Annotated in this window: 24 protein-coding genes; 16 read left to right on the top strand and 8 right to left on the bottom strand. The window is 45.8% G+C overall.

Features of this window, described 5'->3' with window-relative positions:
• The first annotated feature begins 6 nt into the window (after positions 1-6).
• From DTQ70_RS17665 to folD, 8 genes are all read left to right on the top strand, one after another.
• The gene (locus tag DTQ70_RS17665) at positions 7-225 is read left to right on the top strand and encodes a DUF2281 domain-containing protein (protein ID WP_122932031.1); all 219 of its coding nucleotides are present in this window, start codon (positions 7-9) and stop codon (positions 223-225) included.
• The gene (locus tag DTQ70_RS17660; RefSeq protein ID WP_122932030.1) at positions 218-427 is read left to right on the top strand and encodes a hypothetical protein; all 210 of its coding nucleotides are present in this window, start codon (positions 218-220) and stop codon (positions 425-427) included. Before DTQ70_RS17665 ends, DTQ70_RS17660 begins: the two co-directional genes overlap by 8 nt.
• 201 nt (positions 428-628) lie before the next feature.
• The gene (locus DTQ70_RS30755; RefSeq protein WP_164490090.1) at positions 629-844 is read left to right on the top strand and encodes a hypothetical protein; all 216 of its coding nucleotides are present in this window, start codon (positions 629-631) and stop codon (positions 842-844) included.
• A 6-nt stretch (positions 845-850) separates the two neighbouring features.
• Positions 851-1,873 carry an alpha/beta fold hydrolase gene (locus DTQ70_RS17655; protein WP_122932029.1) on the top strand — a complete coding sequence of 341 codons (1,023 nt, stop codon included), beginning with the start codon at positions 851-853 and terminating at the stop codon, positions 1,871-1,873.
• Positions 1,803-2,513 carry an NAD-dependent deacylase gene (locus DTQ70_RS17650; protein WP_122932028.1) on the top strand — a complete coding sequence of 237 codons (711 nt, stop codon included), beginning with the start codon at positions 1,803-1,805 and terminating at the stop codon, positions 2,511-2,513. The genes DTQ70_RS17655 and DTQ70_RS17650 overlap by 71 nt, the downstream gene beginning before the upstream one ends.
• A 6-nt stretch (positions 2,514-2,519) precedes the next feature.
• Positions 2,520-2,828: a nucleotidyltransferase family protein gene (locus DTQ70_RS17645; RefSeq protein WP_122932027.1), complete on the top strand. Its 309-nt coding sequence runs from the start codon at positions 2,520-2,522 to the stop codon at positions 2,826-2,828.
• Positions 2,818-3,153, top strand: a complete 336-nt coding sequence (locus tag DTQ70_RS17640; protein ID WP_122932026.1) for a DUF86 domain-containing protein — start codon at positions 2,818-2,820, stop codon at positions 3,151-3,153. The genes DTQ70_RS17645 and DTQ70_RS17640 overlap by 11 nt, the downstream gene beginning before the upstream one ends.
• A 19-nt stretch (positions 3,154-3,172) precedes the next feature.
• Positions 3,173-4,054 carry a bifunctional methylenetetrahydrofolate dehydrogenase/methenyltetrahydrofolate cyclohydrolase FolD gene (gene folD, locus DTQ70_RS17635; RefSeq protein ID WP_122932025.1) on the top strand — a complete coding sequence of 294 codons (882 nt, stop codon included), beginning with the start codon at positions 3,173-3,175 and terminating at the stop codon, positions 4,052-4,054.
• Between the two features lie 73 nt (positions 4,055-4,127).
• On the opposite strand, the gene DTQ70_RS17630 is transcribed toward folD, so the two are convergent.
• The gene (locus DTQ70_RS17630) at positions 4,128-4,880 is read right to left on the bottom strand and encodes an acyl-CoA desaturase (protein ID WP_122932024.1); all 753 of its coding nucleotides are present in this window, start codon (positions 4,878-4,880) and stop codon (positions 4,128-4,130) included.
• A gap of 107 nt (positions 4,881-4,987) precedes the next feature.
• Between DTQ70_RS17630 and DTQ70_RS17625 the strand changes: the two genes are divergently transcribed.
• Together DTQ70_RS17625 and DTQ70_RS17620 are read left to right on the top strand one after the other, a co-directional pair.
• Positions 4,988-5,275: a hypothetical protein gene (locus DTQ70_RS17625; RefSeq protein WP_122932023.1), complete on the top strand. Its 288-nt coding sequence runs from the start codon at positions 4,988-4,990 to the stop codon at positions 5,273-5,275.
• A gap of 163 nt (positions 5,276-5,438) precedes the next feature.
• Positions 5,439-5,879 carry a VOC family protein gene (locus tag DTQ70_RS17620; RefSeq protein ID WP_122932022.1) on the top strand — a complete coding sequence of 147 codons (441 nt, stop codon included), beginning with the start codon at positions 5,439-5,441 and terminating at the stop codon, positions 5,877-5,879.
• Between the two features lie 69 nt (positions 5,880-5,948).
• On the opposite strand, the gene DTQ70_RS17615 is transcribed toward DTQ70_RS17620, so the two are convergent.
• Both DTQ70_RS17615 and DTQ70_RS31120 read right to left on the bottom strand, forming a co-directional pair.
• The gene (locus DTQ70_RS17615) at positions 5,949-6,857 is read right to left on the bottom strand and encodes a PE-PGRS family protein (protein WP_122932021.1); all 909 of its coding nucleotides are present in this window, start codon (positions 6,855-6,857) and stop codon (positions 5,949-5,951) included.
• On the bottom strand, positions 6,854-8,029 hold the full coding sequence (locus DTQ70_RS31120; RefSeq protein ID WP_122932020.1) for an OmpA family protein: 1,176 nt from the start codon (positions 8,027-8,029) through the stop codon (positions 6,854-6,856). Before DTQ70_RS31120 ends, DTQ70_RS17615 begins: the two co-directional genes overlap by 4 nt.
• Before the next feature lie 160 nt (positions 8,030-8,189).
• Here DTQ70_RS31120 and DTQ70_RS17605 point away from each other — a divergent pair, with 160 nt between their 5' ends.
• Entirely contained in the window at positions 8,190-8,702 is a 513-nt protein-coding gene (locus DTQ70_RS17605) for a DinB family protein (RefSeq protein ID WP_122934461.1), read from the top strand.
• Positions 8,703-8,801: 99 nt separating this feature from the next.
• Here the strand turns inward: DTQ70_RS17605 and DTQ70_RS17600 are convergent, their stop codons facing one another.
• Positions 8,802-9,263, bottom strand: coding sequence for a GNAT family N-acetyltransferase (locus tag DTQ70_RS17600; protein ID WP_229599962.1), 462 nt, complete (start codon positions 9,261-9,263; stop codon positions 8,802-8,804).
• A 102-nt stretch (positions 9,264-9,365) separates the two neighbouring features.
• Here DTQ70_RS17600 and DTQ70_RS17595 point away from each other — a divergent pair, with 102 nt between their 5' ends.
• Positions 9,366-11,936: a family 20 glycosylhydrolase gene (locus DTQ70_RS17595; RefSeq protein ID WP_122932019.1), complete on the top strand. Its 2,571-nt coding sequence runs from the start codon at positions 9,366-9,368 to the stop codon at positions 11,934-11,936.
• A gap of 452 nt (positions 11,937-12,388) precedes the next feature.
• Positions 12,389-18,580, top strand: a complete 6,192-nt coding sequence (locus DTQ70_RS17590; RefSeq protein ID WP_164490089.1) for a T9SS type A sorting domain-containing protein — start codon at positions 12,389-12,391, stop codon at positions 18,578-18,580.
• Positions 18,581-18,611: 31 nt separating this feature from the next.
• On the opposite strand, the gene DTQ70_RS17585 is transcribed toward DTQ70_RS17590, so the two are convergent.
• Positions 18,612-19,958 (bottom strand): APC family permease, encoded by a 1,347-nt coding sequence (locus DTQ70_RS17585; RefSeq protein ID WP_122932017.1) that lies wholly within the window; start codon positions 19,956-19,958, stop codon positions 18,612-18,614.
• Positions 19,959-20,154: 196 nt separating this feature from the next.
• Here DTQ70_RS17585 and DTQ70_RS17580 point away from each other — a divergent pair, with 196 nt between their 5' ends.
• Genes DTQ70_RS17580 through DTQ70_RS17570 form a run of 3 tightly spaced genes read left to right on the top strand, consistent with a single transcriptional unit; the run spans position 20,155 to position 21,834 of the window.
• Positions 20,155-20,700 (top strand): hypothetical protein, encoded by a 546-nt coding sequence (locus DTQ70_RS17580; RefSeq protein ID WP_122932016.1) that lies wholly within the window; start codon positions 20,155-20,157, stop codon positions 20,698-20,700.
• Positions 20,701-20,703: 3 nt separating this feature from the next.
• Positions 20,704-21,240, top strand: coding sequence for a DinB family protein (locus DTQ70_RS17575; protein ID WP_122932015.1), 537 nt, complete (start codon positions 20,704-20,706; stop codon positions 21,238-21,240).
• Positions 21,241-21,291: 51 nt separating this feature from the next.
• Complete coding sequence (locus DTQ70_RS17570; RefSeq protein WP_122932014.1) at positions 21,292-21,834, top strand: Uma2 family endonuclease; 543 nt, start codon at positions 21,292-21,294, stop codon at positions 21,832-21,834.
• A gap of 5 nt (positions 21,835-21,839) precedes the next feature.
• On the opposite strand, the gene lpxB is transcribed toward DTQ70_RS17570, so the two are convergent.
• The 3 genes from lpxB to DTQ70_RS17555 are packed head-to-tail and all read right to left on the bottom strand — an operon-like array spanning position 21,840 to position 25,153.
• Positions 21,840-22,952, bottom strand: coding sequence for a lipid-A-disaccharide synthase (gene lpxB / locus DTQ70_RS17565; RefSeq protein WP_122932013.1), 1,113 nt, complete (start codon positions 22,950-22,952; stop codon positions 21,840-21,842).
• Between the two features lie 6 nt (positions 22,953-22,958).
• Positions 22,959-24,689: a hypothetical protein gene (locus DTQ70_RS17560; RefSeq protein ID WP_122932012.1), complete on the bottom strand. Its 1,731-nt coding sequence runs from the start codon at positions 24,687-24,689 to the stop codon at positions 22,959-22,961.
• Between the two features lie 44 nt (positions 24,690-24,733).
• Complete coding sequence (locus DTQ70_RS17555; RefSeq protein WP_028527066.1) at positions 24,734-25,153, bottom strand: 6-carboxytetrahydropterin synthase; 420 nt, start codon at positions 25,151-25,153, stop codon at positions 24,734-24,736.
• Between the last annotated feature and the right edge of the window lie 130 nt (positions 25,154-25,283).

The following is a 25,283-nucleotide window of genomic DNA, read 5'->3' as shown; positions in this document are numbered from 1 at the left end:
TTTAGTATGGGAGCGATTGAACTTCGGAAGGCTATTCAAGAAAAAACAGCATTATTACCCGAACACTTACTTCGGGAGGTGTTTGATTTTGTTGAATTCTTGAACCAAAAACAGGAGCAATACATGATAGATGTTCACAACAATCTATTGGTAGCTGGCCAGTCGGAGATGACTCATGTAGAGGAAGAGTTTTTGAATTATAAAGAGCTGTATCCGAATGAGTAACGACCAAAACGATGCTGAGATAACTCCCAAAAAGTACGTAACTGATACGATGGCTTTAGTGCTTTGGCTGGAAAATCGTAAACTTCCAGCCAAGGTAAAAGGCATTTTTGAAGCAACTACCTCTTTACTTGCCTCCAATTCTCAAATTTTTATTCCTGGGACGGTTTTGGCAGAGATTGCCTACCTATCGGAAAAAAAATAGAATAGACACTAGTACCTTGTTTGAAAAGTAGTATGATATTTTTTATCCCGCAGATAAACGCAGATTAAAATTCAACGCGGATTGGCGCAGATAAGCTCATTAGCCGAATTAATCACCCAAAATCTGCGGTTATCTGCGGTTTTAGAATCAGCGTAAATCCGTGGGTAAATTATAAAGAAACTTAATAAACAACGTACTAGTTTGCAAGCAGTTGAAAAACTGATATTGGATTCAAAAGATAGGTTTGTAGTATTTACGCACGGGATGGAGGATATTAAATCCGCATTTGAGATAACCGATATTCCTGAACTACACGATAGACTTATTGCAGGAGTTGGCAGGTTTTTACAGCTTGAGGTGCTCACTAACGACCCGAAAATAATTAATTCTGCTTTTGTTAGGACTTTGTGGGAATAGTAACCGATGAGAAAAGCTTTACCCTTTATAATCGCGTTTTTATTGGTGGTGTTGGAGAGTAGATCCCAAAACGAAGGGTGGGCTATCTGTAACAGCGGTGCTAATTTGTACTTCAAAATAGTAGGAAGTGGCAATCCTGTCCTCGTCGTTAGTGACGTGGGAAATTCTTCGAGCTACTTAAAAGAACTCGTCCAAAAGCTATCGGAAACCAATCGCGTTGTCTTCTACGACCCGCGTGCAACAGGCAAAAGCCGTTTTCCGTACATCAGTGACTCAACGGTCAACTTTAACAAAGCCGTGGCCGACATTGAAGCCCTCCGAATGGTATTGCGCATCCCGAAATGGTCGGTGATGGCGCACGGGTTTGGAGCCAAAATCGCCTGTGCGTACGCGTCGCAAGCGGGTTCGCATTTGGGCCAGCTCATTCTTGTGAATCCCGTGTCGATGACAACTTTACCAAATAGTTCGGATGTGTATTTTGACACGCACGAGGATTACGGTTTTTCGGGAATGTTGTCGCAAGAAGTCATCAATCGGCGGTTTGAAAAACTACAACAGCACCTTCAGACAATTGCGCCCGATTCGGTGGCACGCGCCAAAGCCATCATGGGTTTTCAGGCCGCCACTTACGTACACGATACCCTTCACGAGCCCATAGCGGCAGGGTTTTTGTACGAAAAAATTCAGAATATCGACGTAAAGAGCAGGGTAAGTAGTAAATTTGTTCCTAATCCGTTTGATTGTGTTACCAGCATTCGTCAGCGCGGCATCCCCGTCATGGTGGTATTGTCGCGGCAACGGTTCAACCTCAGCGGGTTGGTGAACTATTGGAAAAAGGCATTGCCTGCTGCCTCCATTGCGGTGATTGACCGAGCGCATCATTTTCCTTGGTTGGACAATCCTGCGGTGTTTTACGCAAAAGTAAATACGTTCTTACAATCATTTATCCCCGAAACGAATGTCATCGTCGCCCAAAAAAAAGTTAGTCGTCCTGTCAGGCGCGGGTATCAGCGCCGAAAGCGGTATTAAAACCTTTCGCGATTCGGATGGATTGTGGGAAGGATATAGCATTGAGGACGTGGCCACGCCCGAGGGCTGGCGCAAAAACCCGCAGTTAGTACTTGATTTTTACAACGAACGCCGCAAACAGGCGCTTTCCGTCGAGCCAAATGCAGCTCATTTGATTTTGGCGGAGTTGGAGCAACACTTTGACGTTCAGATTATTACCCAAAACGTCGATAATTTACACGAGAAAGCTGGTTCTACCAACGTATTACACCTTCACGGTGAGCTTTTCCAATCGCGCAGTACGAAAGACCCCCGTTTAGTGTATGACATCAAAGGGTGGGAGCTGAATTTAGGCGACAAATGCGAACTTGGCAGCCAACTACGCCCCAACATTGTGTGGTTTCACGAAGAAGTACCCATGATGGAACCCGCCGTTGAACTGACTGAGCAAGCCGATATTTTTGTAGTGGTTGGCACGTCGTTGGTGGTATATCCTGCGGCGGGCTTGGTGTACTACGTTCGTCCCCGTGTGCCGATTTTCGTGGTTGACCCCAAAACGCCAGAGCTGGCTGGGAGTACCAAGTATGTCACGTTTATTCCCGAAAAAGCAACGGTGGGTATGGAGCTGTTGAAAGAGACGTTGTTGGAAAAGTATTTGTAGAAAATCATGAATCGTTTAATAAAAGATAATTTATCCCAGTTAAAAACAATTTTTCAAACACACAAGGTTGAAAGAGCCTATGTGTTTGGTTCAGGAGCAACTGAAAACCTCAATGATGAGAGCGATATTGATTTTTTAATATCGTTTGACAAAGAAATTGAACCGCTAGAGAAAGGGGAATTATGGTGGTCTTTGTATGATGCTCTAAAAACAGTTTTTAAGAGAGAAGTTGATTTATTGACGGAAAATTCACTTAAAAACCCTTACTTTATTAAAGAAGTATTGAATACTAGGGAGTTAGTGTATGGACAATAAAGTCAAAAAATATCTTTTTGATATTGCAATGGCTATCGACAATATTGAAAAATATATTGGAGAGCCTAAAATCTATGAAAATTACGTTTCAAATGATATGCTTCAAGATGCCGTGGAGCGAAATTTAGAAATAATTGGTGAGGCAATGAATAATTTGCTAAAGTTAAGTCCGACTATTCCAATTTCGAACGCTCGTCGGATTGTTGATACTCGAAACAAAATAATTCATGGATATGATACAATCGAACCAGTTAATATTTGGGCTATAATCATTAATTATCTCCCTATTCTAAAGGTAGAAGTACAACAGTTGTTGAACAGTTAAGAATATTTATACATACAAAATGCAACTTTTAGACGGTAAGGCCCTGTCGGCGCAGGTAAAAGCCGAAATCAAAGTAGAAGTAGATAAAATCAAAGCGGAAGGCGGAAAAACGCCCCATTTGGCGGCGATTTTGGTAGGAAACAACGGCGCAAGTGAAACCTACGTAGCGTCAAAAATCAAAAGCTGCGAAGAAGTTGGTTTTAAATCAACGCTCGTGCGTTTGCCCGAAACTACTTCGGAAGCGGAGGTGCTAGCGCACATCGAAGCCCTCAACAACGACGCAGACATCGACGGTTTTATCGTACAGTTGCCGCTTCCTTCTCACATTTCAGAAAACACCGTGATGGAAGCAGTAGCCCCTGAAAAAGACGTGGACGGCTTTCACCCCATCAACGTAGGGCGTATGTGCAAAGGCTTGCCCGCGTACATTTCGGCTACCCCGTTTGGGATTTTGGAAATGCTAAAACGCTACAACATCGACACCGCTGGCAAGCACTGCGTAGTAGTAGGCCGTAGTCAAATTGTGGGGCTTCCGATGAGTATTTTGATGCAACGAAATACCGCCCCAGGCAACGCTACCGTGACAATTTGCCACAGCCGTACGCACAACTTAAAAGAGGTCTGCCAAAGCGCCGACATCTTGATTGCGGCCTTAGGGCGCCCCGAGTTTATCACCGCTGACTATGTAAAAGAAGGCGCAGTTGTGATTGACGTTGGTATCACGCGCGTGGTGGATGAATCCAAAAAAAGTGGTTTTGCCATTAAAGGCGACGTCAAGTTTGATGAAGTAGCGCCCAAATCAAGCTACATTACCCCTGTACCAGGCGGAGTAGGGCTAATGACTATCTGCGGCTTGATGACCAACACACTTTTGGCCTCGAAGAAAGCTATTTTTAAGTAGGGGATTTGGTTATCTGTCAACTGTTATTTGTCACTAGTACGAATAACGGTTAACAGATAACCAATAACTTTATCTAGCTAGGCATATAATTCAAATCATTGTTACGCTTGAGTTTGATGATACCCGTTGCGTTCAGGAATAAAATGAACGGATAGGTAGGGTCAAACTCATGCCATTTTACGCCAAAGTTGGCCCTGCCACCTAATTTGTGGTGGTTGTTGTGATACGATTCTCCCATCATCAAAAAGTCGAACGGAAGCAGATTTTTGGCTGTATCGTTTACCTTGAAATTGGTATAACCGTACTTGTGCGCGTACCAGTTGATAATAACTCCGTGGACAGGCCCCATCAAAAAGTGAATGGGTAACAACAAAAACATCCACCAAGCCGTCGCAAATTTGATATAAAACAACGTGTACAAAACTCCCCAACCAATACGAATAATCCAATAATCGCCTAGGCGCTCCATAAATTGCCAATGGGGCACATCCTTCTTAAATTTGGCAGGAATTTGGTCTTCGCGGTGTAAAATGTTGTTGTAATAATTCTTGGTTTTCCACATCATGTCAAAAAGACTCGACGAAAAACTCGGCGAATGAGGGTCTTCTTCGGTGTCGGCATAGGCGTGGTGAAGGCGGTGCATTACCCCATACGCATACGGGCTCAAAAACGAAGAGCCTTGAAAAATAAAGGTAAGTGTGTAAAAGAATTTTTCCCAAAACGGGCTCATTATAAACATTTTATGAGCGGCATAACGGTGCAAGAAGAAGGTTTGCATCAAAAGAGACAAATACCAGTGGGCTACAAAAAAGACAAGAATATACATAAACGGAGAAAATGAATTGTGACTATACTACCACAAAAGTATCGGTCGGGTTTGGAAGAAAAGATGAGAAAAATCAGGTTTCTTTGTTTTTTAAAATTTCATAGAAAATGACATTAAACGATTTTAAACAAAGCCTTTCGTCGGCGAAACCACCTATCGATTGTCCTATTTTAGTGAAAGCTTTGTGGCACGATGCCAAAGGGCAGTGGGACGAAGCACACGATATAGCTCAGGCGCGCGAAGGTACGCGCGACTATGACCGCTTGCACGCGTATTTGCACCGCAAAGAAGGCGACCAATGGAACGCAGGCTACTGGTATCGTCGCGCCCGTGCCGAAATGCCTTCGTATTCTTTGGAACAAGAATGGGAAGAACTGGTGAAGATGTGGCTGTGATTTTGAATGTCGAATGTAGGGTGCCTCAGGTTTCTCAAAACCTGAGTAGTCTGTGCATCTGGTTGCTCACAACCAGATGACGCGATGTTGTAGGTAAATGCAAGTAAAAAAATACTTTTGGAGAACAGAATCTATTGACCCACTTTTTACTATTCATTTCCCCATGAAGTCATTCTTTTTTTGTTTCGCTATTCTGTTATTGTCGGTATCTTTCTCGGGGTTTTCTCAAGATAAAATTGGCATTATCAAACACAACCACATCGCGCTGCAAGTGGCCGATTTGCAGGCGAGTGCGAAGTTTTATGGGGAAGTGTTGCAATTGGAACGCATTGAAGTGCCTGACAATTTAAAGGCGATTCGGGCGTGGTTTAAAATTGGCACCGACCAACAAATTCACCTGTTGGCAGGACGTACACAGCCCGTGGTCAACGACCGAAATGGTAGCCATTTTGCGATTTTTGTGGCTTCGATGGAGAAAGCAGAAGCGTACCTAACTCGCCTCAAACTTCCTTTTCACAAACAAACGCGTTTTGACGGAGTCATTCAAATCTATGTTCCTGATCCCGACGGATATTTGGTTGAACTTAACGAGTGGAAACCTTAACGAGTGCCGAAGGTAGAATATCGAGTGCAGAGGGTTGCTTACAACCTGAGTTTAAGTGCAGCTGTCTTTCTACTTCCTCGCATAAAAATACAAGTTGACCGACGGAACATTACGGCGCTCGCTGAGGGTAAAATAACCTTTGTTGTTTAAATCAAAACAAACCGCTTCGCCTTGAGGCTCAAAGATATACGGTAAGCTTTTGGTAGGAGCTCGGAGCAGCACTTCGCCTACAGTTTCGGTGGCTTTGCGTTTCCAATAATAAATGGCCGTATAGCCTCGCACGATAACTTCGGTTCCAATCGTGGAAATTGCGCCACCCGTCAAATCAGCCCCGACGGTCATTTCTCCTACTTTTTCGGCAGTGATAACTTCCGTAGTAGATTGAGGGTAAGCCAAGCGATACACGCGCGCGTTGGTGAGCCATTTGGTGACAACGTAAATATCTTTTGTCAAAGGGTCAAGCAGCAACGTTTCGGAGTCATAAGCTCCGTCGGGAAAGCGAAAACGAATCCAATCAAAATTGGTAATCGTAGAGGTTAACGCGCTGGGCTCTGGAAAACGGTAGATTTGTTTGATGTCACGAACATTGCCATTATCCCCAATATCAGCCAGATAAATGTATGACTCATTGGCGTCGGGGCCTGGGCCAACGGCCATGTCTTCCCAGTCATAATTGATAAAAGGAGTGGAATAATTTGCCACAATTTTACCTTGGCGGTCAAGTAGATAAATGCGGTCAGGCGAGCCAGCATCTTCGTGGGTCCAGAGAAAACCAGGTTGTTTTTTACTATCGGCTAAGCCAGAAGCCTCGTCAAGTTCATCGGCAGGAGAAACAGCGTGAGCGGTCGGGGTTGCCGAAAAATTCTCAGACAACTCCGTGGGTTCACCAGGAGTTGGGGTAGGTTTTTCGCACGAAATGACTAAAAAGGCGCAGATACTTACCAAATAACAAAGTTTATTCACGGCAGTTATTTTCAAAGTTTTGTAATAATCAGCTCTACGCGGCGGTTGAGCTGACGAGTTTCTTCGCGGTTGTTATTGGCAATTGGCCTACTAGAACCAAAGCCTTTGCCCGTAATTCGATTGGGAGAAATACCTTTTTTAACCAAAAAAGCCTTCACTACTTCCACCCGCTGACGAGAGAGGGCTAGGTTCAAATCAAAATCCCCTCGGTTGTCGGTATGGCCTTGTAGCTCGATGTGCGCTGTTGGGTGTTCTTGCATAAATTTGAGCAAATTCTCCAATTCCGCACTCGACTCAGGCAGCAATTCTGGCTTGCTTTGGGCAAAACGCAGGTTCTGCAATACAATCGCTTTCCCAACAGAAACGTTTTTGTTGTCTAATGAAGTATAGTTTTTGGGAGGTTCGGGCGTATTTTCTTTGGGGGCTTCCTTGGGTAGAGGCGGAGAAACCACGGGCTGAGGAGCAACGGGAGTAGGGGTGTTCACCACCAACGGCTGGCTGATTTTTTCTTCAAGTAGTTGAAAATCACGCTTGATACTCGCAGGGTCAACCACGTAGTCGTACAATTTAATCATCGCTACTGCGCCATCGCTGGCTTCGTCTTTGACGATAAGGTCATCAAAGAAAAAGTTGAGCACGCCATCTTCGTCGATGATGCCTTGGGAAAAACGGTCAGTAAATTCAACTTTAGACTCCCCGTCCACGTACATTTTAAGTTGGTTTGTTCTGGCATCCCGCGCCACCACGTAGTGGGTATATTCGTTGGGGTTGACGGGGGCTTTGGTTCCGACTGCGAAATTGTAAAAATTGAGTTTACCGTAGAAGATATAGCACCCATTATCAGATTTACGATTTTTAAAATCAATGACTCGTTTCCAGCTGTCTAAGGAGGTAAATCGGAAGTAAATCTCAATGGTATATGAACCGCTCAGGAAACCATTGGCGGCACGGTTGTCAAACTGTAAACCACAGTTTCGGTCGAATACATAAACAGTGCGTTGGAGGTTTTTGAGTTCGGGAAGTTTTTCGTTTTGAAATGTGCCTTCTTGACCCAACACCTTTAGTTTCGGGAGCTTGCCTGACTCTTCTTCAAACGAGTTGTTAAAACGATAAACGGCAGTCCTCTGAGCTTGCACGCTCGACAACAACGCAACAATACACCATAAACACAGGATAGTGAAACGCATGGGCTAGAGTGGAAAGGGTGAATACTATGCCAAAAGTAGTGAAATTGATTTGTTCTTTTGAAGCCGCAACTCAAAAACCATCGCTGGTCATGTTTTTGGAATAGGTTGTATCAGAAAGTTCTTTGCGCTTAATTTGATGTTTCAATTCAATCAATCTGCGATGAAACCTGCATCCACCCTCGAAGTGTGGCTACGTGGCCCACTCCCCGAAATTCCCGCTTTACTACAACCCGTGGCTCATGCGCTTTTACAGGCCCGCGAAGAGGTGGAAAAAATAGCCGAAGGGTTTCCCAACGAAAAACTATGGGAACGACCCGTTGGGGTAGCCTCGGTAGGGTTTCATTTACAGCACCTTACGGGAGTATTAGACCGCCTTTTTACGTACGCCAAAGGCGATATGCTCAGTCCCTCGCAGCTCGAATGGCTGACCAATGAAGGCAAACCGCAGGCTGGACAAGCGTCGTTTGAAGAACTTTTTCAGCATTTTAGCCAGCAAATCGACCAAGCCCTAGCCCAACTAATCGCTACCGATGCTTCTACGCTGTTGGAGGTTCGCGGCGTAGGACGCGCTCAAATTCCTTCTACGGTATTGGGGCTTCTTTTCCATGCCGCCGAGCACACCCAACGGCACGTCGGCCAACTGCTCGTGACCGTGGCGGTGGTTAAGGGTTGATTGAGTTTCGCGTTTAGTGTTTCCTGTTTTTAATTTCTATTGGTTACATAGGGCGGGTTGTGAGCAACCCTTGGCACTCAGACTCGTAATTCACAATTCCTAATTACTCCTTTTTTCTAGGTGAAGAATTGGATAGGGTTTGCCCAAGCCATCGGTTTCGGAGCGGCTAATGATTTGAAAACCCATGTGTTGATAAAAACCTACGGCTTGCGGGTTCTGCTCGTTGACATCGACTCGTGTTACGCCTAATTCATGAATGGCGTGTTGAACAAAAAACGCCCCCAATCCTTGTCCGTGAGCATCAGGGTGAATAAAAAGCATTTCAAGACTATCGCCGTGGACACCCATAAAACCCATAATAGCACCGTCGGTACTCCGAATACATTCTAAATGAACGGCTTTGAGGTATTCGTTGAGAATGAGAGGTTTGAAGTAGAAAATGTCAGATTCGGGTAAAAAATGATGGGTGGCGCGCACCGAAGCTTCCCATACATCGGTGATTTCGATGTAATCGGTGACGGAAGCCATTTCAATGATGAATGGCGTAGAAAATTGTGGCATAGGTTTCAAACGTAATTTTTATAAAAGTACACGGATTGGAATGTTCTTGTATTTTTGTAACTCATTTTTCTGTTCCTAACCACTTCTTCAACCTATTTTACAATGGGCCTGACAACCAACTCATTTGTATTTCTTCGTAGCGCTGCGCGTTTGTTCTTTATTCTTTTGCTGTTTGGTTCAGTGTCGCTGAAAGCGCAGTTGGCTGCTCCTTCCTTGAAAATCAGCTGGGAAATTGTGGAAAACAACCACAAAGGTAAAACGGCTTCATTGACTTCGTTTACTTTTACAAATACGTCTAAAAAAGCCCTTCCCAAGTCAGGATGGAGCTTGTTTTTTAACAATGTTCGTACGATAGATACCACCGTTTCTCCCGATTTTACCATTCGACACGTCAACGGTGATTTGTTTCAATTGATGCCTACGGCGGCGTTTCAGGGGCTAAAAGCGGGTGCTTCCACCACAATTTCGTTTATTTCTTCCGCTTGGGTGGTCAATTTTACCGACGCCCCCGCGGGTTTGTATTGGGTGTGGGATCAACAGCCTGAGCGTGGTTATCCATTGACCGATTATACCATAAAGCCTTCTACCCAACCGCGTCAATACCAGCGTTTTGCGGGAGATAAGTTGGGGTTGATTACGCCCGAAATGATTTTTAATCAAAACAAAGCGACGGAGGAAATTGCCGAAAAAGAATTGCCGAAAATTCTCCCGAGTCCACAGCAATACCGCGAACGAGGCGGGGCGTATTCCATTACTCCTCAAACCGTTTTGTCTGTATCTGAGGCGTTTCGCGATGAGGCGAGCTACTTGGGTAGCCAACTTTCGTCGATGCTAGGTTCGCCTTTGGCGTTTTCTACCGAAAAACAAACCACTGGAATTGTATTTAAACAAGAAACCATGCCTAGCGAGGCGTACCGCTTGATGGTCAACCCAAATGGAATTGAAATTACGGCAGGCGACCGAGCGGGTGCTTTTTACGGCGTACAGTCGTTGTTGGCGTTATTGACACCGTCGGCTTGGGGAAAAACGCAGTCAAGTTTGTCGGTAACGGGTGTAGAAATAAGTGACCAGCCGCGTTTTGGACACCGTGCAATTATGCTCGACGTCGCTCGGAATTTTCACTCAAAAGCGCAAGTGATGAAGTTGCTCGACTTGATGGCTTCCTACAAACTCAACGTATTACACTTGCATTTTTCGGACGACGAAGGCTGGCGTTTGGAAATTCCATCCTTACCCGAATTGACGCAGATTGGCGCCGTGCGCGGCCACGGAACCGACCCCCTCAAATTGCTTCAACCTTCTTTCGGTTCAGGCCCTGATGCTTCACAGAATGCAGGTACGGGCTATTATAGCCGCCAAGATTTCTTGGAATTGTTGCGTTATGCCACTGCGCGTCACATCAAAGTTATTCCCGAAATCGAAGCACCTGGGCACGCCCGGGCGGCTGTGGTGGCCATGAAAGCTCGCTACTCGCAAAAAATGGCCCAAGGGCAAAAAGAAGAAGCTGAAAAATACCTTCTGCACGACCCCGCCGACCGCTCAGTGTATCGTTCGGTACAGTCGTGGAACGATAACGTGATGAACGTAGCCATGCCGTCAACGTATCGTTTTTTGGAAAAAGTAACGGATGAAATCGTGGCCATGTACCGCGATGCCAACGCGCCTCTCGAAACTATTCACTACGGCGGCGACGAAGTGCCAGGAGGCGTGTGGACGCAATCGCCTGCGGTGCAGCAGTTGCGTCGTGACAATCCGAGTATCCAGTCAACCGACGACCTTTGGTATTATTTTTACGGAAAAGTAATAGATATTGCCCAAAAACGCGGTCTTTATGTGTATGGTTGGGAAGAAGTAGCGATGCGCAAAACCATGCTCGACGGTAAAAACCACGTTATTCCAAACCCTGATTTTGTGGGAAAAGGGGTACAAGTGGACGTGTGGAACAATGTGTTGGGCTGGGGAGCCGAAGACTTGGCCTATCGCCTTGCCAATGCGGGTTACAAAGTGGTGCTTTCGTGCGTCACACATCAGTATTTTGACATGGCCTACTACAAGTCGTTTGATGAGCCTGGGTATTATTGGGGGGCATACACTGACGTTGACAAGCCCTTTTCGTTTATTCCATACGATTATTTCAAAAATTCAAAAGAAGACCGTTTGGGCAATCCGCTCGATCGTTCGATTTTCAATGGAAAAGAGCGTTTGACGGAGTACGGGAAACAAAATATTGTAGGGATTCAAGGGTTATTGTGGAGCGAGACGGTCAATTCACCCGAACGGATGGAATACATGATGTTGCCAAAATTGCTTGGGTTGGCAGAACGCGCATGGGCATTGTCACCAACGTGGGCGGAGAAAAACGATGACAAAGCCTATCAAAAAGCGTGGTCGGTGTTTGCCAATCAACTCGGCAAGCGCGAACTTCCTCGTTTGGATTTTCGCGCGGGTGGATACGCGTATCGGGTGCCAACGGCAGGAGCCGTAATTGAAAACAATCAAGTAAAGGCCAATGTCCAACTTCCAGGTTTGACGATTCGATACACCACCGATGGCACCGAGCCGACGGCGACTAGTGAGGTGTATAACCAGCCTTTGCCCGTAAGCAAAACGGTTAAAATGAAGGTGTTTACGTCCAATGGTCGCTCAAGCCGCACGGTAGAGGTGAATCCGTAGGTATTTTCATGCTGCAATCAAAGTTCGGTGCTGACGATTAGCACGAAATTCGAGTGCTACGATTATATTTTGACGGTTCAATTTGGGAAAGCCCATTAAAATCTGTCGGTCTTTATTCTAACCAACAATCCGATAACCCTGCTTTTTTATTGCTTAACTACTTACTTTTCTATTGTCTAGCAAAACTCCTTATTTGTTGAAGTTTTAACAAACCTATAGATGCAACTATCTAAAATACAGGATATTATAAATTGCAACGTTTTTGCAACGCTTAAAATTTGGTGTTTTGAGGGCGTCAAAGTAGCTTTAAGTAATGTCTAAAGCTAAATTTTAATCATCGGTACCTCATGAAAAGACCTTTACTCTTTAGTAAATTTCCTTTAGGAATTTCTGCTCTTCTTTTTCACTTCAGTGAACAACGAAGGAAGCTTTTTCTTAGATGCTTCCTGGTCATGTTACCAGCTCTCTTGTTGAGTGGTCCGCTGTTTGCCCAACCAAGTGCAGCAGCCCCCACAACTACTACTGTGTGCCCAAGCACAAGCGTAACGGTTACGTTTAACTTTGCAGCTTGGACCACCAGTACAAGCTTAAGCCTTGAGCTGAGTGATGCAAATGGGAACTTCCCTGGAACCATACTTAGCAGCGTTACTCCTGGGGGAGGAGTTAGTCCTGGTTCCATCTCTGGAAACCTTGGAGCAGTAATCCCAAGTAGGTCTTATAGATTAAGGGTGAGTTCTGTTTCCCCTGCGGGGAGTGCAATTACTAACTCATTCACCATATCAGGCGACCAGGTTACGGCTATTTATCCAAACCCATTAGGTCCATATTGTGTGGGTGATCCAATTTCGGTTTCTTATACGCTGGACTGTAACTTCATTTCAGCAAATACCTTCGCCCTTCAATTGAGTAATGCATCTGGAAGCTTTGCCGCTCCTATTAACATTGCTGCGGTCAACTCCGTTGCCAACGGTACGATTACTGGAAACTTTCCCAATGTTCCTGCGGGCAATGGCTACCGGATGCGGATTGTATCCAGCAACCCTGCTGGCGTAGTTAGTAATCTATCCTCTCCCTTCCCAATTGGCAATGGTACCCTGAAGAATGCGGACATGTCATCTATGAAGGCCAATGGCTCGATTTTTTGCCAAGGAGAATCCCTCAACTTGCTTTACGAATTCAATGCTACTGATCCAATCAATGCAGGGAATATTTATACCATTCAGCTCAGTAACGATAATTTTGCTACTTTCCGTACAATTGGCCGTTTAGCATCCACGGCAAAATCAGGTGCAATCCAGGCGGTGATACCTTATGACATCAGTGGAAATAATTATAAAATTCGTATTGTAGCCAGCACTGGCCCACTTGAGGGGTGCGAATACGGACTCTACAACATTCCTTCTGTTCGTCCGACATTAATTGATCCGAGCAATTCTTTCGTTTGTTTGGGCTCTCCTGTGACTTTTAGTACTAACTCAGGGTTCGATACCTATCAATGGCAACGGGTTTGTTCACCAGCCTTTACCAATACCACCACACCCGCTTCTGTTTCAATTGCCAAAAATGGGGTAAATGTGTACGTAGCAACTGCCCAAGGCTTGGTAATCTCCCGCAACGGTGGGGCTACGTATCCTGAAGCCGTACTAACCACAGAAATTACCAACGATGTTTTTGTCAGCGGCTCCAACGTATATGTTTCTACCGACCAGGGCTTGTATGTCTCTAATAATAATGGTAGTAGCTTCCCCACTTTGTTTGGTACAGGTAATGGAATTCCAATAGCAAAGGTGCGCGCTTCGGTGGCTACGTCCAACGGTGGCAATGATTACATTTATGCAGCCACCACCAGTGGCTTGTCTCGCCGCATCAATTCAAATAGTTTTACTACCGTTCTTTCTGGTGTATCTGTGGCTGATATCTTTGTAGAAAGTACCAATGTATATGTTGCTACCAACAATGGGGTTTATGTTTCCAACGACAACGGTACAACTTTCAGTTCTCCCTTTCAGATAGCCAATGGTCTCCTCAGCAACAACATTACTGCCATTTTTTTCAAAGACGGCATCATGTATGCGGGAACAGACAGTGGCATCAGTATTTCTACCAATGGTGGCCTGAATTGGGTATCTTTCAACACTTCCAATAGTGAACTGCCAGATAATCTTATTCAGGCCATCTCAGTTGCCAATAACTTTATCTATGTGGCCACTCCACAAGGGTTAGCCGTGACCAACCTGGGGGGAGATGCTTTTACGACCATTTCGGTGGGTTTGCAAACGCCCAACATTTATGGTATCGTGGCAGAAGCTATCACTAACACGGTCACCAGTGTCTTTTTGGCCACTCCTGCGGGGGTTGGTTCGACTGTTTTTACCCTAAATGGTAGCTTAGACAGCGACCAAACATTCAATATTAGCTTGGTTACCCCCGCCGATTCTTGGTGTCGTTTTCAAGTCAAAGTGACGGAAAACACGTGTTCGCTGACCAGTAACCAGGTTCGTGTCGCAGATATTCCACCCATCATCTCTTTGTCCAAGGTAGATCCAACGACTTGTAATGGCCAAAACGGAACCATCACAGTATCTGACTTGGTCCCGATGACAAAGTATCAACTCATCTACAGTGGAGGGGCAGTTGGTTCGCCTGCGTCTGGGGATAATGTGACGACCGATGCCAGTGGCCAAATTGTAATCAACGGACTCAGTGCTGCTACCTATAGCGTTAATGTGGTCAGTCTGATAGGGCCACCTAATCCTGGGTGTGCCTCCAATGTAGCAACGACAATGCTTACTGATCCGATTAAACCTAGCCTTACCCTAGGCACGATTACTCCCATTTGCGCAGGGGCTACGTCGTTTACGATTCCATACACTAATCCCACTCAATCGCCCAACCAATATTCGATTTCGGGGGCAGGTATTTCCTCCACCACTAACGGAAGTTTGTCCAACCCCATCACGGTCAATTTAAGCCCTGCCGCTGCGGGAAGTTCGCTTTCCTTTACTCTCACGGTTAAAAATGGCACAACTGGTTGTGTATCAGACGATATTATGGGTAGTGTGACGGTTGACCCCGTGAGCGTGGGAGGCAGCATTTCAGGTTCGACCACGGTTTGTTCGGGGACAAACAGCACGGTTTTAACCTTGTCGGGCCAAACGGGCAGCATTCAAAAGTGGCAATCGTCGTTGAGTTCCAATTTTAGCGGAGCGACCGACATTTCCAACACGACGACGGAACTGACTGCGAGTAACTTAACCCAAACGACCTACTACCGTGCCTTAGTGAAGAACGGTGTTTGTTCGCAAACCACTTCTGCTACAGCGACAGTGACGGTTGACCCCGTGAGCGTGGGAGGCAGCATTTCAGGCTCGACCACAGTTTGTTCGGGGACGAACAGCACGGTTTTAACCCTATCGGGTCAAACGGGAAGCATTCAAAAGTGGCAATTGTCTTTGAGTTCTGATTTCAGCGGAGTAACTGACATTTCCAACACGACGACGGAACTGACTGCGAGTAACTTAACCCAAACGACCTACTACCGTGCTTTGGTAAAAAGCGGTGTTTGTTCGCAAACCACTTCTGCTACAGCGACGGTGACGGTTGACCCCGTGAGCGTGGGAGGCAGCATTTCAGGTTCGACCACGGTTTGTTCGGGGACAAACAGCACGGTTTTAACCTTGTCGGGTCAAACGGGCAACGTTCAAAAGTGGCAATCGTCGTTGAGTTCTGATTTTAGCGGAGCGACCGACATTTCCAACACGACGACGGAACTGACTGCTAGTAATTTAACCCAAACGACCTACTACCGTGCCATAGTGCAGAACGGTGTTTGTTCGCAAACCACTTCTGCTACAGCGACGGTGACGGTTGACCCCGTGAGCGTGGGAGGCAGCATTTCAGGCTCGACCACAGTTTGTTCGGGGACGAACAGCACGGTTTTAACCCTATCGGGTCAAACGGGCAACGTTCAAAGGTGGCAATCGTCGTTGAGCTCCGATTTTAGCGGAGCGACTGACATTTCTAACACGACGACGGAACTAACGGCGAGTAATTTAACCCAAACGATCTATTACCGTGCCATAGTGCAGAACGGTGTTTGTTCGCAAACCACTTCTGCCACAGCGACAGTGACGGTTGACCCCGTGAGCGTGGGAGGCAGCCTTTCAGGTTCGACCACGGTTTGTTCGGGGACAAACAGCACGGTTTTAACCCTATCGGGTCAAACGGGCAGCATTCAAAAGTGGCAATCGTCTTTGAGTTCTGATTTCAGCGGAGTAACTGACATTTCCAACACGACGACGGAACTAACGGCGAGTAATTTAACCCAAACGACCTACTACCGTGCTTTGGTAAAAAGCGGTGTTTGTTCGCAAACCACTTCTGCTACAGCGACAGTGGCGGTTGACCCCGTGAGCGTGGGAGGCAGCATTTCAGGCTCGACCACGGTGTGTTCGGGGATAAATAGTACAGTGTTGACTTTGTCGGGTCAGGTAGGCAATATCCAAAAATGGCAATCATCTTTGAGTTCAGATTTTAGCGGGGCGGTGGATATTTCAAACACGACGACAGGGTTGACCGCTAGCAATTTAACGCAAACGACATATTACCGCGCTATTGTAAAAAATGGAACGTGTTCGCAAGCAAATTCAGCTTTGGCGACGGTACAAGTCCAAAGTAAACCTACGATTACGCTAACGACGTTGCAACAAACGTTAAACGAAGGCAACAGCCAAACTTTCTGCGACACGGATGCGAATCCAGTGAACGGTTTACAGTTTACGGTTTCGGGTTCGTGTGTTACAGGGTCGCCCGTTTGGCGGGTACAAGTAGGCAGTGGCTCGTGGAGCAACTGGTCACCTAATGCCCCAGTATCCCAATCGTCCAATAACCAACCCCACCGCTACCAAGCGGCCTGTGATGCGAGTTGCCCCGTGACGTACACGAATCCGATTGAATTGACGATAAATTACCGCGCTTCCGTTCCGCAAAATGTGTCGTTGTTGGTAGATGGAGTAACGGTTGCCGTAGGCGAGACGAAGGAAGTGTGCAGTTTGGTGAACATGCCGCTTACATTTACAACCAATTGTGGGGCAAATGAAGTGGTTGTTTATTCAGTAGATGGTGGAGAATACAGTGCAGGTGTGCCAGTGGGTTTGGTGGATAATCAGTATCATAATTACCGCGTACGTTGTCGTCAATCGGGAGGAACGGTTTCTTGTGTGGAAAGCGAATCAGGTGTGATGCGGTTAAAATTGGTTGTAATTCCATCAGCGCCGATGGTGTCGTTATCATCGACGAGCAGTTGTGACGCGACAGCCAGTTTCAGTGGACAATCGACTTGCGGAAGTTTGCGGACAGTTTGGTACAATGCCAGCACCAACGTTGCTTTGCCAAGTCTTCCCGCCACAGTACCCAGCCAAACGACGTCGTACTACGCTCGTTGTCAAACTGAAAATGGTTGTGTGAGCGAGAAAAGTAACGTGGTTACGTTTACGCTAACGTCGGGACAAGCAGCTCCCGTGATTACGGTTTCTCAAGACATCGTTTGTACGGGCACGACGGTGAGAATTTCAGCCAACTGCCCTACAGGGAGTCAAACGTTTTGGAACACAGGAGTGACAGCGCCAAGTTTTGAGGTAGCTTTCAGCAACGTGACGAAGCAGAGTTACTGGGCAAAATGTCTTTTTGAAGGTGGCTGTCAGAGCGCGGAAAGTGTTCGCAAGGATGTGTACTGGAATGCTTTTGTGGTGACCTTGATTAATATTGGTGAAAGCAAATCGTCGGTGAAGGTAAACGACCGTGCAGCGTGGAGTAGTCAATTCATCACGCGCGATGGTGGCCCTGAATTAGAACAAAGCACGCAAGTGAATCCAACCTTGTATTTTGTAGAAAACGCCAACAAAATGGCTCCTCGTTATTGGACAATCAACGTAGAAGCGTGTGGATTAAGCACTGATGGCTCATTGACCTTCGACATGTTGGCGACGCCCGAAATGGGGGTTATCCGCTCCTTCAATACACACGAGAACAACGCGCCGTATTTTATGTACGCCAACCGTGAAGGCTGGACGGAATTATATGCTCAAAACCATCCCGCCTACGGCTTTTACCAAGACAACGGTGCGGGTGGAAATTCCTACGATGCAGGTTTACCCAAAGGTTTGTACAAACTAGGCATTCGTTATTGGGACCAAAAGGGTTGGGGCAGTATTTATCCCTCGACGCGGAAACCGCAAGGCAACGTGTTGGCCTATCAAGAGTATTGGTTCAGAATCCAGTCAAAAGACGGAGTAGGCGTGGGAGCAGCGAGGCAAGTGGCAAATGGCAGTGGGCAAGTGGCAAAGGGCAAGTGGCAAGGGGCGGATAACGGAAAACAGATAACTGATAACGGAGCATTCGCCAATGTAATGCCCAACCCTGTTATGCATACGCTACGCCTGAAAGTGCAAAATAGCCAAGGGAAAGAAGTAACAGCTGAACTTTTGGATGCTGCGGGTCGGCGGGTATTGGGTCAACGTTTTGTAGCCGAAACCAACCAACACCAAGAGGAGTTTGAAGTCAGCGACATTGCCAACGGGATGTATTTCTTGCGGGTGAACGCGGGCGAGAAGCAGGTTACCTTGAAGGTGATTAAAGTAGAGTAAAAATGTATCGAGGTTGGAGAGGGGGGGCTTTTTACCCCTCATTCAACCGCGTCACTCCCAAATACAACGGGTAGCTCAATACTAAGAAAACCACTGCATACACACTGCTGCCAGGGTCTTGGAAACCCGCCCCAACCAGAAACGCCACCGAAGCAACGAGCACAATCCACGGCACGACTGGGAAGCCTGGTACTTTCCAAGGGCGAGGGACGTCGGGTTCGGATTTGCGAAGATACAACAGCGACGCAAAGCCCGAAGTATAGCCAATGACGAAGAAAAATGTAGCAATGTCGGAGAGTTTTCCGCTTGCTTCTTTTCCGCTCAAAATAAACACAATGGCCATTGCTACCGACAGCGGCATGGCAATACTGGGCGTACCTCCTGCATTGACCCGTGTCCCTTGGCGGATAAATAACCCATCGCGACTCATCGAATACAACACGCGAGGGTTAAACATTACTTGTGCATTGACAATCCCCAAAATCGAAATCATCAAGAAAAACGTCACTATTTTGCCTGATTGTTCCCCAAAAATCATCGTAATGGCGTCGGCAGCGGCGAGTTTGGATTGTTGGAGAGCGGGCATGGGCAAAATGTATAAAATGGCCGCGTTGACTAACAAGTAAATCACGACAATGAGCAACAGCCCCCCAATCATCGACTTTGGTAAGTTACGTGCAGGGTCGGCGTCCTCTTCGGCAAAATAGGCCGCTGTGTGCCAGCCGTCGAACGTGTAAAAAATAGCCTGTAAAGCAAAAATCAACGACCCAATCAACGAGCCCTTAGCGACGGCGTTGGTGGTCGTTTCGACTACTTGGGTGGTAGAAACATCGTTACCATAAACAAAGCAAATCACCACAAAGGCAAATAAACCAACGGCTTTGGCAACACTCATGATTTCTTGGGCGCGGCTGGCGGTGCGTAGCCCTACCCAATGCAACAAACCCAGCCCAATAAGAATGGCTGTGGCCATGTAGCTTTCATAACCTGCCGTGGAAGGGAGCAGTAGCGCGATGTATTCACTCATGGTAAAAGCCCCAAAGGCCGTAGCCGCCGAGGTGCCCAACCAACTGTTGAATCCCACCACAAATCCTGCGTATCCACCAAAAGCCCGCCGCGCATATACGTACCAAGCCCCTGCTTTTGGGAAAGTGACTCCTAACTCAATGGTACATAAAACACCCAAAAGTGCATAGATGCTCACCAGTATCCAAACTCCCATGATGAGCCACGGGTCGCCAAGGGCTTGGGCAATGGGGCCAGGTTTTCGTAAAATTCCTGTGCCGATGGTTCCACCAATCGTCACGGCGATACCGAAGCCTACGCCAAGGATTTTAAGTAGCTGATTGTCTTTAGGTTGGGTGTCTGTTGATTGCATTTCAATTAGGTTTAGGAAATTCCTTTCATTATTGTAGATACAACAACGAAAAGGAGAGTGGGCAGCCGTTGCTAAATTGGCAAAAAAAGGCCAATAAGCCTAATTTTTGGCGTCTTTTGGCACTTGCGGGACACTATTTCGGAACAAATAATCATTATCTTTGATACGATGTCTATTCCTAAACCCTTTTGTCACTATGGAAACTCTTCACCAGTTTTTAAACAGAATTGCCAATCTTAAAACCTTTTTTGTGCTTTTGGCGGTGTATCTTGTATTCCCTGGGTATATTTTAAAAAACGCAGAAGCCAACATCAATCAGTTTGCAGGGAAACCCATCGGACCTATTGATCTTACTTTTGGATTTAACCCCGCCAAAACCCTTCAAATGGTGGCGGATTACGGCGAGGAAGGGCGGGCGTATTACGCACAAGGGGAACTGACGATGGATATTATTTACCCGATTGTTTATACTTTTTTATTCGCAGTTATTCTCACGCTGTTGTTCCGAAATAAGCCATATACACCTTTTCGGTATGTCAATTTGCTTCCGTTTTTGACAATGCTGTTCGATTTTATAGAAAATGTGTTTATTGTCATGTTGTTATACCGTTACCCTGAGCAGTCGATGACATTAGCGGTAGTATGCGAAATAGCGAAATTGTTGAAGTGGCTATCGCTCGTTCCAGTAGTATTTGCCGCTCTGTATGGCCTTTTTAAAAAAATACGTATTCCTAATTCTTAACACATGACAAGTCAACAAACGCCCTCGGAAATTTATTCGTCATTAGAAACAACGCTCAACAGTTATATCGTTTCGCTTGATAAATATACCAACGAACAATTTTTACACAAACCCGCCGAAGACGTTTGGTCGCTTGGACAGATGTACGAACACGTGCTGATGACGGCTAACTTTTTCTTTTTGGCCAATACCGTTCGGTGCTTGGAGCAACGTAAAGGGCAAATCGGCGGAGAGCATAACGCTTACGGTGATAATGCTTTCAAACACAATGGGTTTCCGCCCATCAAAGTGAAAGTGCCCGAAGGGCCTGTAAAAATAGAACTTATCCCAAAAACGCAAGACGAGTACCGCGTTCAATTGAAGAAAGTGTTGAGTGATGCCAAAGCGCTGATTGAGCCTGTCACTCACGATGCGGGGCAATACAAGTGCTATCATCCTGTTTTTGCGTGGCTCAATGCCCACGAGTGGTTTCATAACCTAGACATGCACAGTCGCCATCATTTGCGTCAACAGAAAGAGCTGGAGAGTTTAGTATTTTGAGACAATAATTCGTTATTTTTGTTAAAGATAAATTTTAGATAATAGACGGCTATGATACCCACTGCACAAACGACATCATTTCCTACCACGCTTGAAGAATTTGAGCGTTGGGAGTCTAACGATGGCTACAAATATGAATGGAATGATGGTGAACTGATTAGATTTACGGGAATGAAAAGAAAACATCTAAAAATTATTCAGGCTTTGAACCTTTTGTTTGATACAACAAAGGCAAAAAAACAAAAAGCACTACTTATTTGCGAACAAGATGTAATGCTAACGGGAATTCAAATGAGACGCCCCGATATGGCACTTTTTACTGATGAACAAATTAAAAGTGAAGGAGATGAACCTATTCCAGCTTTTTGTATCGAAATCATCTCTTCTAACGACCAAATCAACGACGTAAAGAAAAAACTCAAGGAATATTTCAAGCATGGTGTGAGAGTAGTATGGGTAATACTTCCCGAAGAAGACATGGTAGAAGTTTATACGTCAGTAAAAAACGTCAAAATTTGCTTAGAAGATGATATTTGTTCAGCCGAACCCGTGTTGGATGATTTTAAAATCTCAGTAAACGAATTACTCAAATAGTCTCTTTATTTTTCCATAAGATACTTTACCATCAATTCGCCTGCGCGTTCGGATGCCCCTTTTTCTCCCAAAATAGCTTTCACTTGTCGATAGTCGTTGATTTGTTGCGTTCGTTTGAGGCCGTTGGGTAAAATTGCTTCTAGTTCGCTCGTAAGGTTTTTGGGGGTCAACTCATTTTGAATCAGCTCTTTAACGGCTTCTTTTTGCGCAATAAGATTGACCAATGAAATGTACGGAACCCGTATCAATCGCTTTGCAATGGCGTAGCTGACGCCCCCTGTTTTGTAACAAACTACCTGAGGTACTTCAAAAAGTGCCGTTTCGAGCGTGGCAGTACCTGAAGTGACAAGCGCGGCCGTAGCGACCGAAAGTAAGTCGTAGGCGGCATCGGTGACAAGCCGTACTCCCTGTTTTATAAAAGGAGCATAGAGCGTTTGCGGAAGGTTACTAACTGCCGCAATGACAAACTGAGCCTCGGGAAAGTGCGGTTTGGTTTGGACCATCAGTGTCAACATTTGCTCCACTTCTTGCTTGCGACTTCCAGGAAGCAGCGCTACGATGGGCTTGGCGGGGTCGAGCTGTTGGTCTTTTAAAAACGATGGATTGGGTGTAAAATCGGCAATGGCGTCAAAAAGGGGATTGCCTACGTAGTCCACATCGTAGTTGTATTGGCGAAAAAACTCTTTTTCAAACGGAAAAATCACGAATAGGCGATCTACGTCACGTTTGAGTTTGAGAGCACGTTTTTGATTCCAAGCCCACACTTTGGGCGAAATGTAGTAAAATGTTTTAATGCCGTTTTGTTTAGCAAAACGAGCGATTCGCATATTGAAGCCAGCGTAGTCAATCAAAATCACGGCATCGGGTCTGTAAGCAAGAATATCGGCTTTGCATTTTTTCATAAATCCCGAAATCGTGCCTAAGTTTTTAGCCACTTCCCAAAAACCCATAAATGCCATGTCGGCATAGTGCGTCACCAACTCAGCTCCTGCTTCTTGCATCATTTCCCCACCCCAAGCCCGACATTCGGCTTCCGAATCGTGGCGGCGAATGGCTTTGATGAGGTTGCTGCCGTGTAAATCGCCCGAGCGCTCTCCTGCTATCAGATAATATTTCATAGGCTGCTAGTTAACCAATTTGGTGGAAAGCGAATCTATCTGAATGGATTGTTGTAAATAACGCAAATCGTAGCCTGTTCCTTTCGGACTTAGGAGGCCGATGCGATAGGTGTCGGGGACAAAGTTTTCGTTGTAAACCGTTAGCTCAAAACCAGGTTTATAGACCCGTGCTGAAGTGAAAAACGCGCGTTTCCCACCTTGAATGGGTAAAGTAGGCAGCAAGTAAGTTTTATTTTTTGCTGATTTTAGCACTAAAAACACGCCAACACCTTCACCAAATTCAGGCTGAAGCACGTCTGCATTAATCAATGAAAACTGTGCAACTGTTTGAGGATGCCCAAAAAAATCAATGTTTTTTTGAGTGGTTGTAAGCGTAAGTTTCAATGCGTCGCGCTGAGTAGTATCGGCTGGCAAACTGAGTAATTGTTCGGTAGCGACACCGAGTGGAAAATTTTCAAAACGGTATATGCCTTTTTGGTAGGCGGGAAGCGTGAAAAAATCGGCCAATTCGCTCCGAAAATGGGTGATGAGTTTGCGGTGTTGTCGCCAGTTGTAGTGGTCTGCAATAAGGCTTCGACGGCGTTCGTCCATATCTCTTTGGTATTGATACAAACTCATGGTTACAAAAACACCTCCAAACAAAACTGCTACCCGAAAAACCCAAGAAGGAGAAATGGATTTCCAACTCAGCAACGCCAGGTACGTAAGTGTCAATAAATGAAGGGGATATAAACTATACCGACTCGTGAAAACCGAATAAACGTCGCGCCCGCCTCTTGATACCGCAATGATGCCAATCGTCAGAATCGAGAACACAAAAACCCCAACCCAAAGATAGGGGCGACCCGAACGGGGGCGCTGAGGTGCCATAAATAGTTGATAGCCAAGCCACAACGTGATGCCTAGCAAGCTCAACATTCCTACCAAAAACGAACTCCACAACAACCACTGAGGGCTATTGCCTTTGAAAGTCGCCATCCAGCCACCCGACAACGCTGCAAAACTTACCAGTAGATTCCCGACAAATTCGCCCGAGAAGGCCACTTTAGTCGCTTGTCCTACTTGATAGTTGAGAAAATAAGCCAATAAGGATGCAATCATTCCGATGGTCCAGAGGGCACTTTTTTTCCAGTCTTGGGTCAAAAGTAAAACCGCTAACCCCGCAGGAAAAACCAGAAATCCATTCCCATTGGTAAAAGTAGCGGCAAACCCAACGACCAAAGCCGCCCCAAAAGCCCAAGGGTTAGTGGAATAGGAAAGTAGTGCTAAGGTGCCGAATACCAGTAGGTTGAGGGTAGTATGTTGCATCCCGTTGATTCCCCAAAGCGTCACATCAAACACAAAGGGTGTAAGATACCACAGCAGTACTGGTAAGAAAAACCAAGCATTGAGCCCACGTTTGAGAAAACTCAAAAACCAAAATCCCAAAATCCCCAACAAACTTAGATTGACGACCCCAATCAGCGTTCGGTAGTTGATAAACCCTTCTACTGCATAGTCTGTGAGCGCAATGGAGCGTGGAATAAGAATACGGTGGTCATTTTCAGGTTCTAACAGCAGTTTGATTTTTTGCCACCAACTGAATTCTTGCGTCAGAAGCGTATATTTTACCCGAACCAAATCATAGTCGTCAGTAATAGGAATGTTGACAGCATACAAGTTGATATACCACAGGTAACTTCCGATGATTAGGAATACAAGTAGCCAGAAAAAAAGCCCGATACGTGGTTGATTCACAATGATTTTTGGGGATTGGAACGCGAATATCGTTTAAAGCGAGCTTATTCGCCGTAATACTCTACGTAGTTTTTGGGGGTTTCAATGAGCTTGATGTAGTGCAATTTGGCGTGAGGAGCCACTTCGTTTAGTCCTTTTGCTAGGATAGCCCAGATTTCAAGGACAAAATTTTCACAGCTAGGAATGATACCTTGCATAAAATCCACATCGAGATTCAGATTTCGGTGATCGACTTTGTCAACCACACTGTCTTTCATCAGTCTGCCGAGGAGTTTCATGTCCACCACAAAGCCAGTTTCTGGATTGATAGGGCCTTTTACGGTGACAATCAGTTCAAAGTTGTGGCCGTGGAAATTGGGATTCGCACAGATGCCAAATACTTCGGTGTTTTTTTCATCCGACCAGCTAGGGTTATATACCCGGTGGGCGGCATTAAAATGTTCTTTTCTTGTTACGTAAACTATCATTCTAATCGACAGTCAATAGTCCACAGCGCCGAGAGTGCCGTATTAAAAATAAGAGAAACGGAGTCACTTTGCTGTCTAATAAGTTTCGACAAAATTACGACCAAAAAACGGTATCCAAAAACATCGT

This window comes from Runella sp. SP2 (genome assembly GCF_003711225.1).
GTDB lineage: Bacteria > Bacteroidota > Bacteroidia > Cytophagales > Spirosomataceae > Runella.
The sequence above is the reverse complement of the archived record's forward strand: the minus strand, read 5'-3'. Positions and strand labels throughout refer to the sequence as shown.

Bases quoted from the DNA above. Each gene is read 5' to 3' on its own strand.
- DTQ70_RS17620 (WP_122932022.1), top strand. From the start codon at position 5,439: ATGAAGTCATTCTTTTTTTGTTTCGCTATTCTGTTATTGTCGGTATCT.
- DTQ70_RS17575 (WP_122932015.1), top strand. From the start codon at position 20,704: ATGACAAGTCAACAAACGCCCTCGGAAATTTATTCGTCATTAGAAACA.
- lpxB (WP_122932013.1), bottom strand. From the start codon at position 22,952: ATGAAATATTATCTGATAGCAGGAGAGCGCTCGGGCGATTTACACGGC.
- DTQ70_RS17650 (WP_122932028.1), top strand. From the start codon at position 1,803: ATGTCATCGTCGCCCAAAAAAAAGTTAGTCGTCCTGTCAGGCGCGGGT.
- DTQ70_RS17630 (WP_122932024.1), bottom strand. From the start codon at position 4,880: ATGTATATTCTTGTCTTTTTTGTAGCCCACTGGTATTTGTCTCTTTTG.
- DTQ70_RS17580 (WP_122932016.1), top strand. From the start codon at position 20,155: ATGGAAACTCTTCACCAGTTTTTAAACAGAATTGCCAATCTTAAAACC.
- DTQ70_RS31120 (WP_122932020.1), bottom strand. From the start codon at position 8,029: ATGCGTTTCACTATCCTGTGTTTATGGTGTATTGTTGCGTTGTTGTCG.
- DTQ70_RS17570 (WP_122932014.1), top strand. From the start codon at position 21,292: ATGATACCCACTGCACAAACGACATCATTTCCTACCACGCTTGAAGAA.
- DTQ70_RS17645 (WP_122932027.1), top strand. From the start codon at position 2,520: ATGAATCGTTTAATAAAAGATAATTTATCCCAGTTAAAAACAATTTTT.
- DTQ70_RS17660 (WP_122932030.1), top strand. From the start codon at position 218: ATGAGTAACGACCAAAACGATGCTGAGATAACTCCCAAAAAGTACGTA.
- DTQ70_RS17590 (WP_164490089.1), top strand. From the start codon at position 12,389: ATGTTACCAGCTCTCTTGTTGAGTGGTCCGCTGTTTGCCCAACCAAGT.
- DTQ70_RS17585 (WP_122932017.1), bottom strand. From the start codon at position 19,958: ATGCAATCAACAGACACCCAACCTAAAGACAATCAGCTACTTAAAATC.
- DTQ70_RS17600 (WP_229599962.1), bottom strand. From the start codon at position 9,263: ATGCCACAATTTTCTACGCCATTCATCATTGAAATGGCTTCCGTCACC.
- DTQ70_RS17625 (WP_122932023.1), top strand. From the start codon at position 4,988: ATGACATTAAACGATTTTAAACAAAGCCTTTCGTCGGCGAAACCACCT.
- DTQ70_RS17605 (WP_122934461.1), top strand. From the start codon at position 8,190: ATGAAACCTGCATCCACCCTCGAAGTGTGGCTACGTGGCCCACTCCCC.
- DTQ70_RS17640 (WP_122932026.1), top strand. From the start codon at position 2,818: ATGGACAATAAAGTCAAAAAATATCTTTTTGATATTGCAATGGCTATC.
- DTQ70_RS17655 (WP_122932029.1), top strand. From the start codon at position 851: ATGAGAAAAGCTTTACCCTTTATAATCGCGTTTTTATTGGTGGTGTTG.
- DTQ70_RS17665 (WP_122932031.1), top strand. From the start codon at position 7: ATGGGAGCGATTGAACTTCGGAAGGCTATTCAAGAAAAAACAGCATTA.
- folD (WP_122932025.1), top strand. From the start codon at position 3,173: ATGCAACTTTTAGACGGTAAGGCCCTGTCGGCGCAGGTAAAAGCCGAA.
- DTQ70_RS17595 (WP_122932019.1), top strand. From the start codon at position 9,366: ATGGGCCTGACAACCAACTCATTTGTATTTCTTCGTAGCGCTGCGCGT.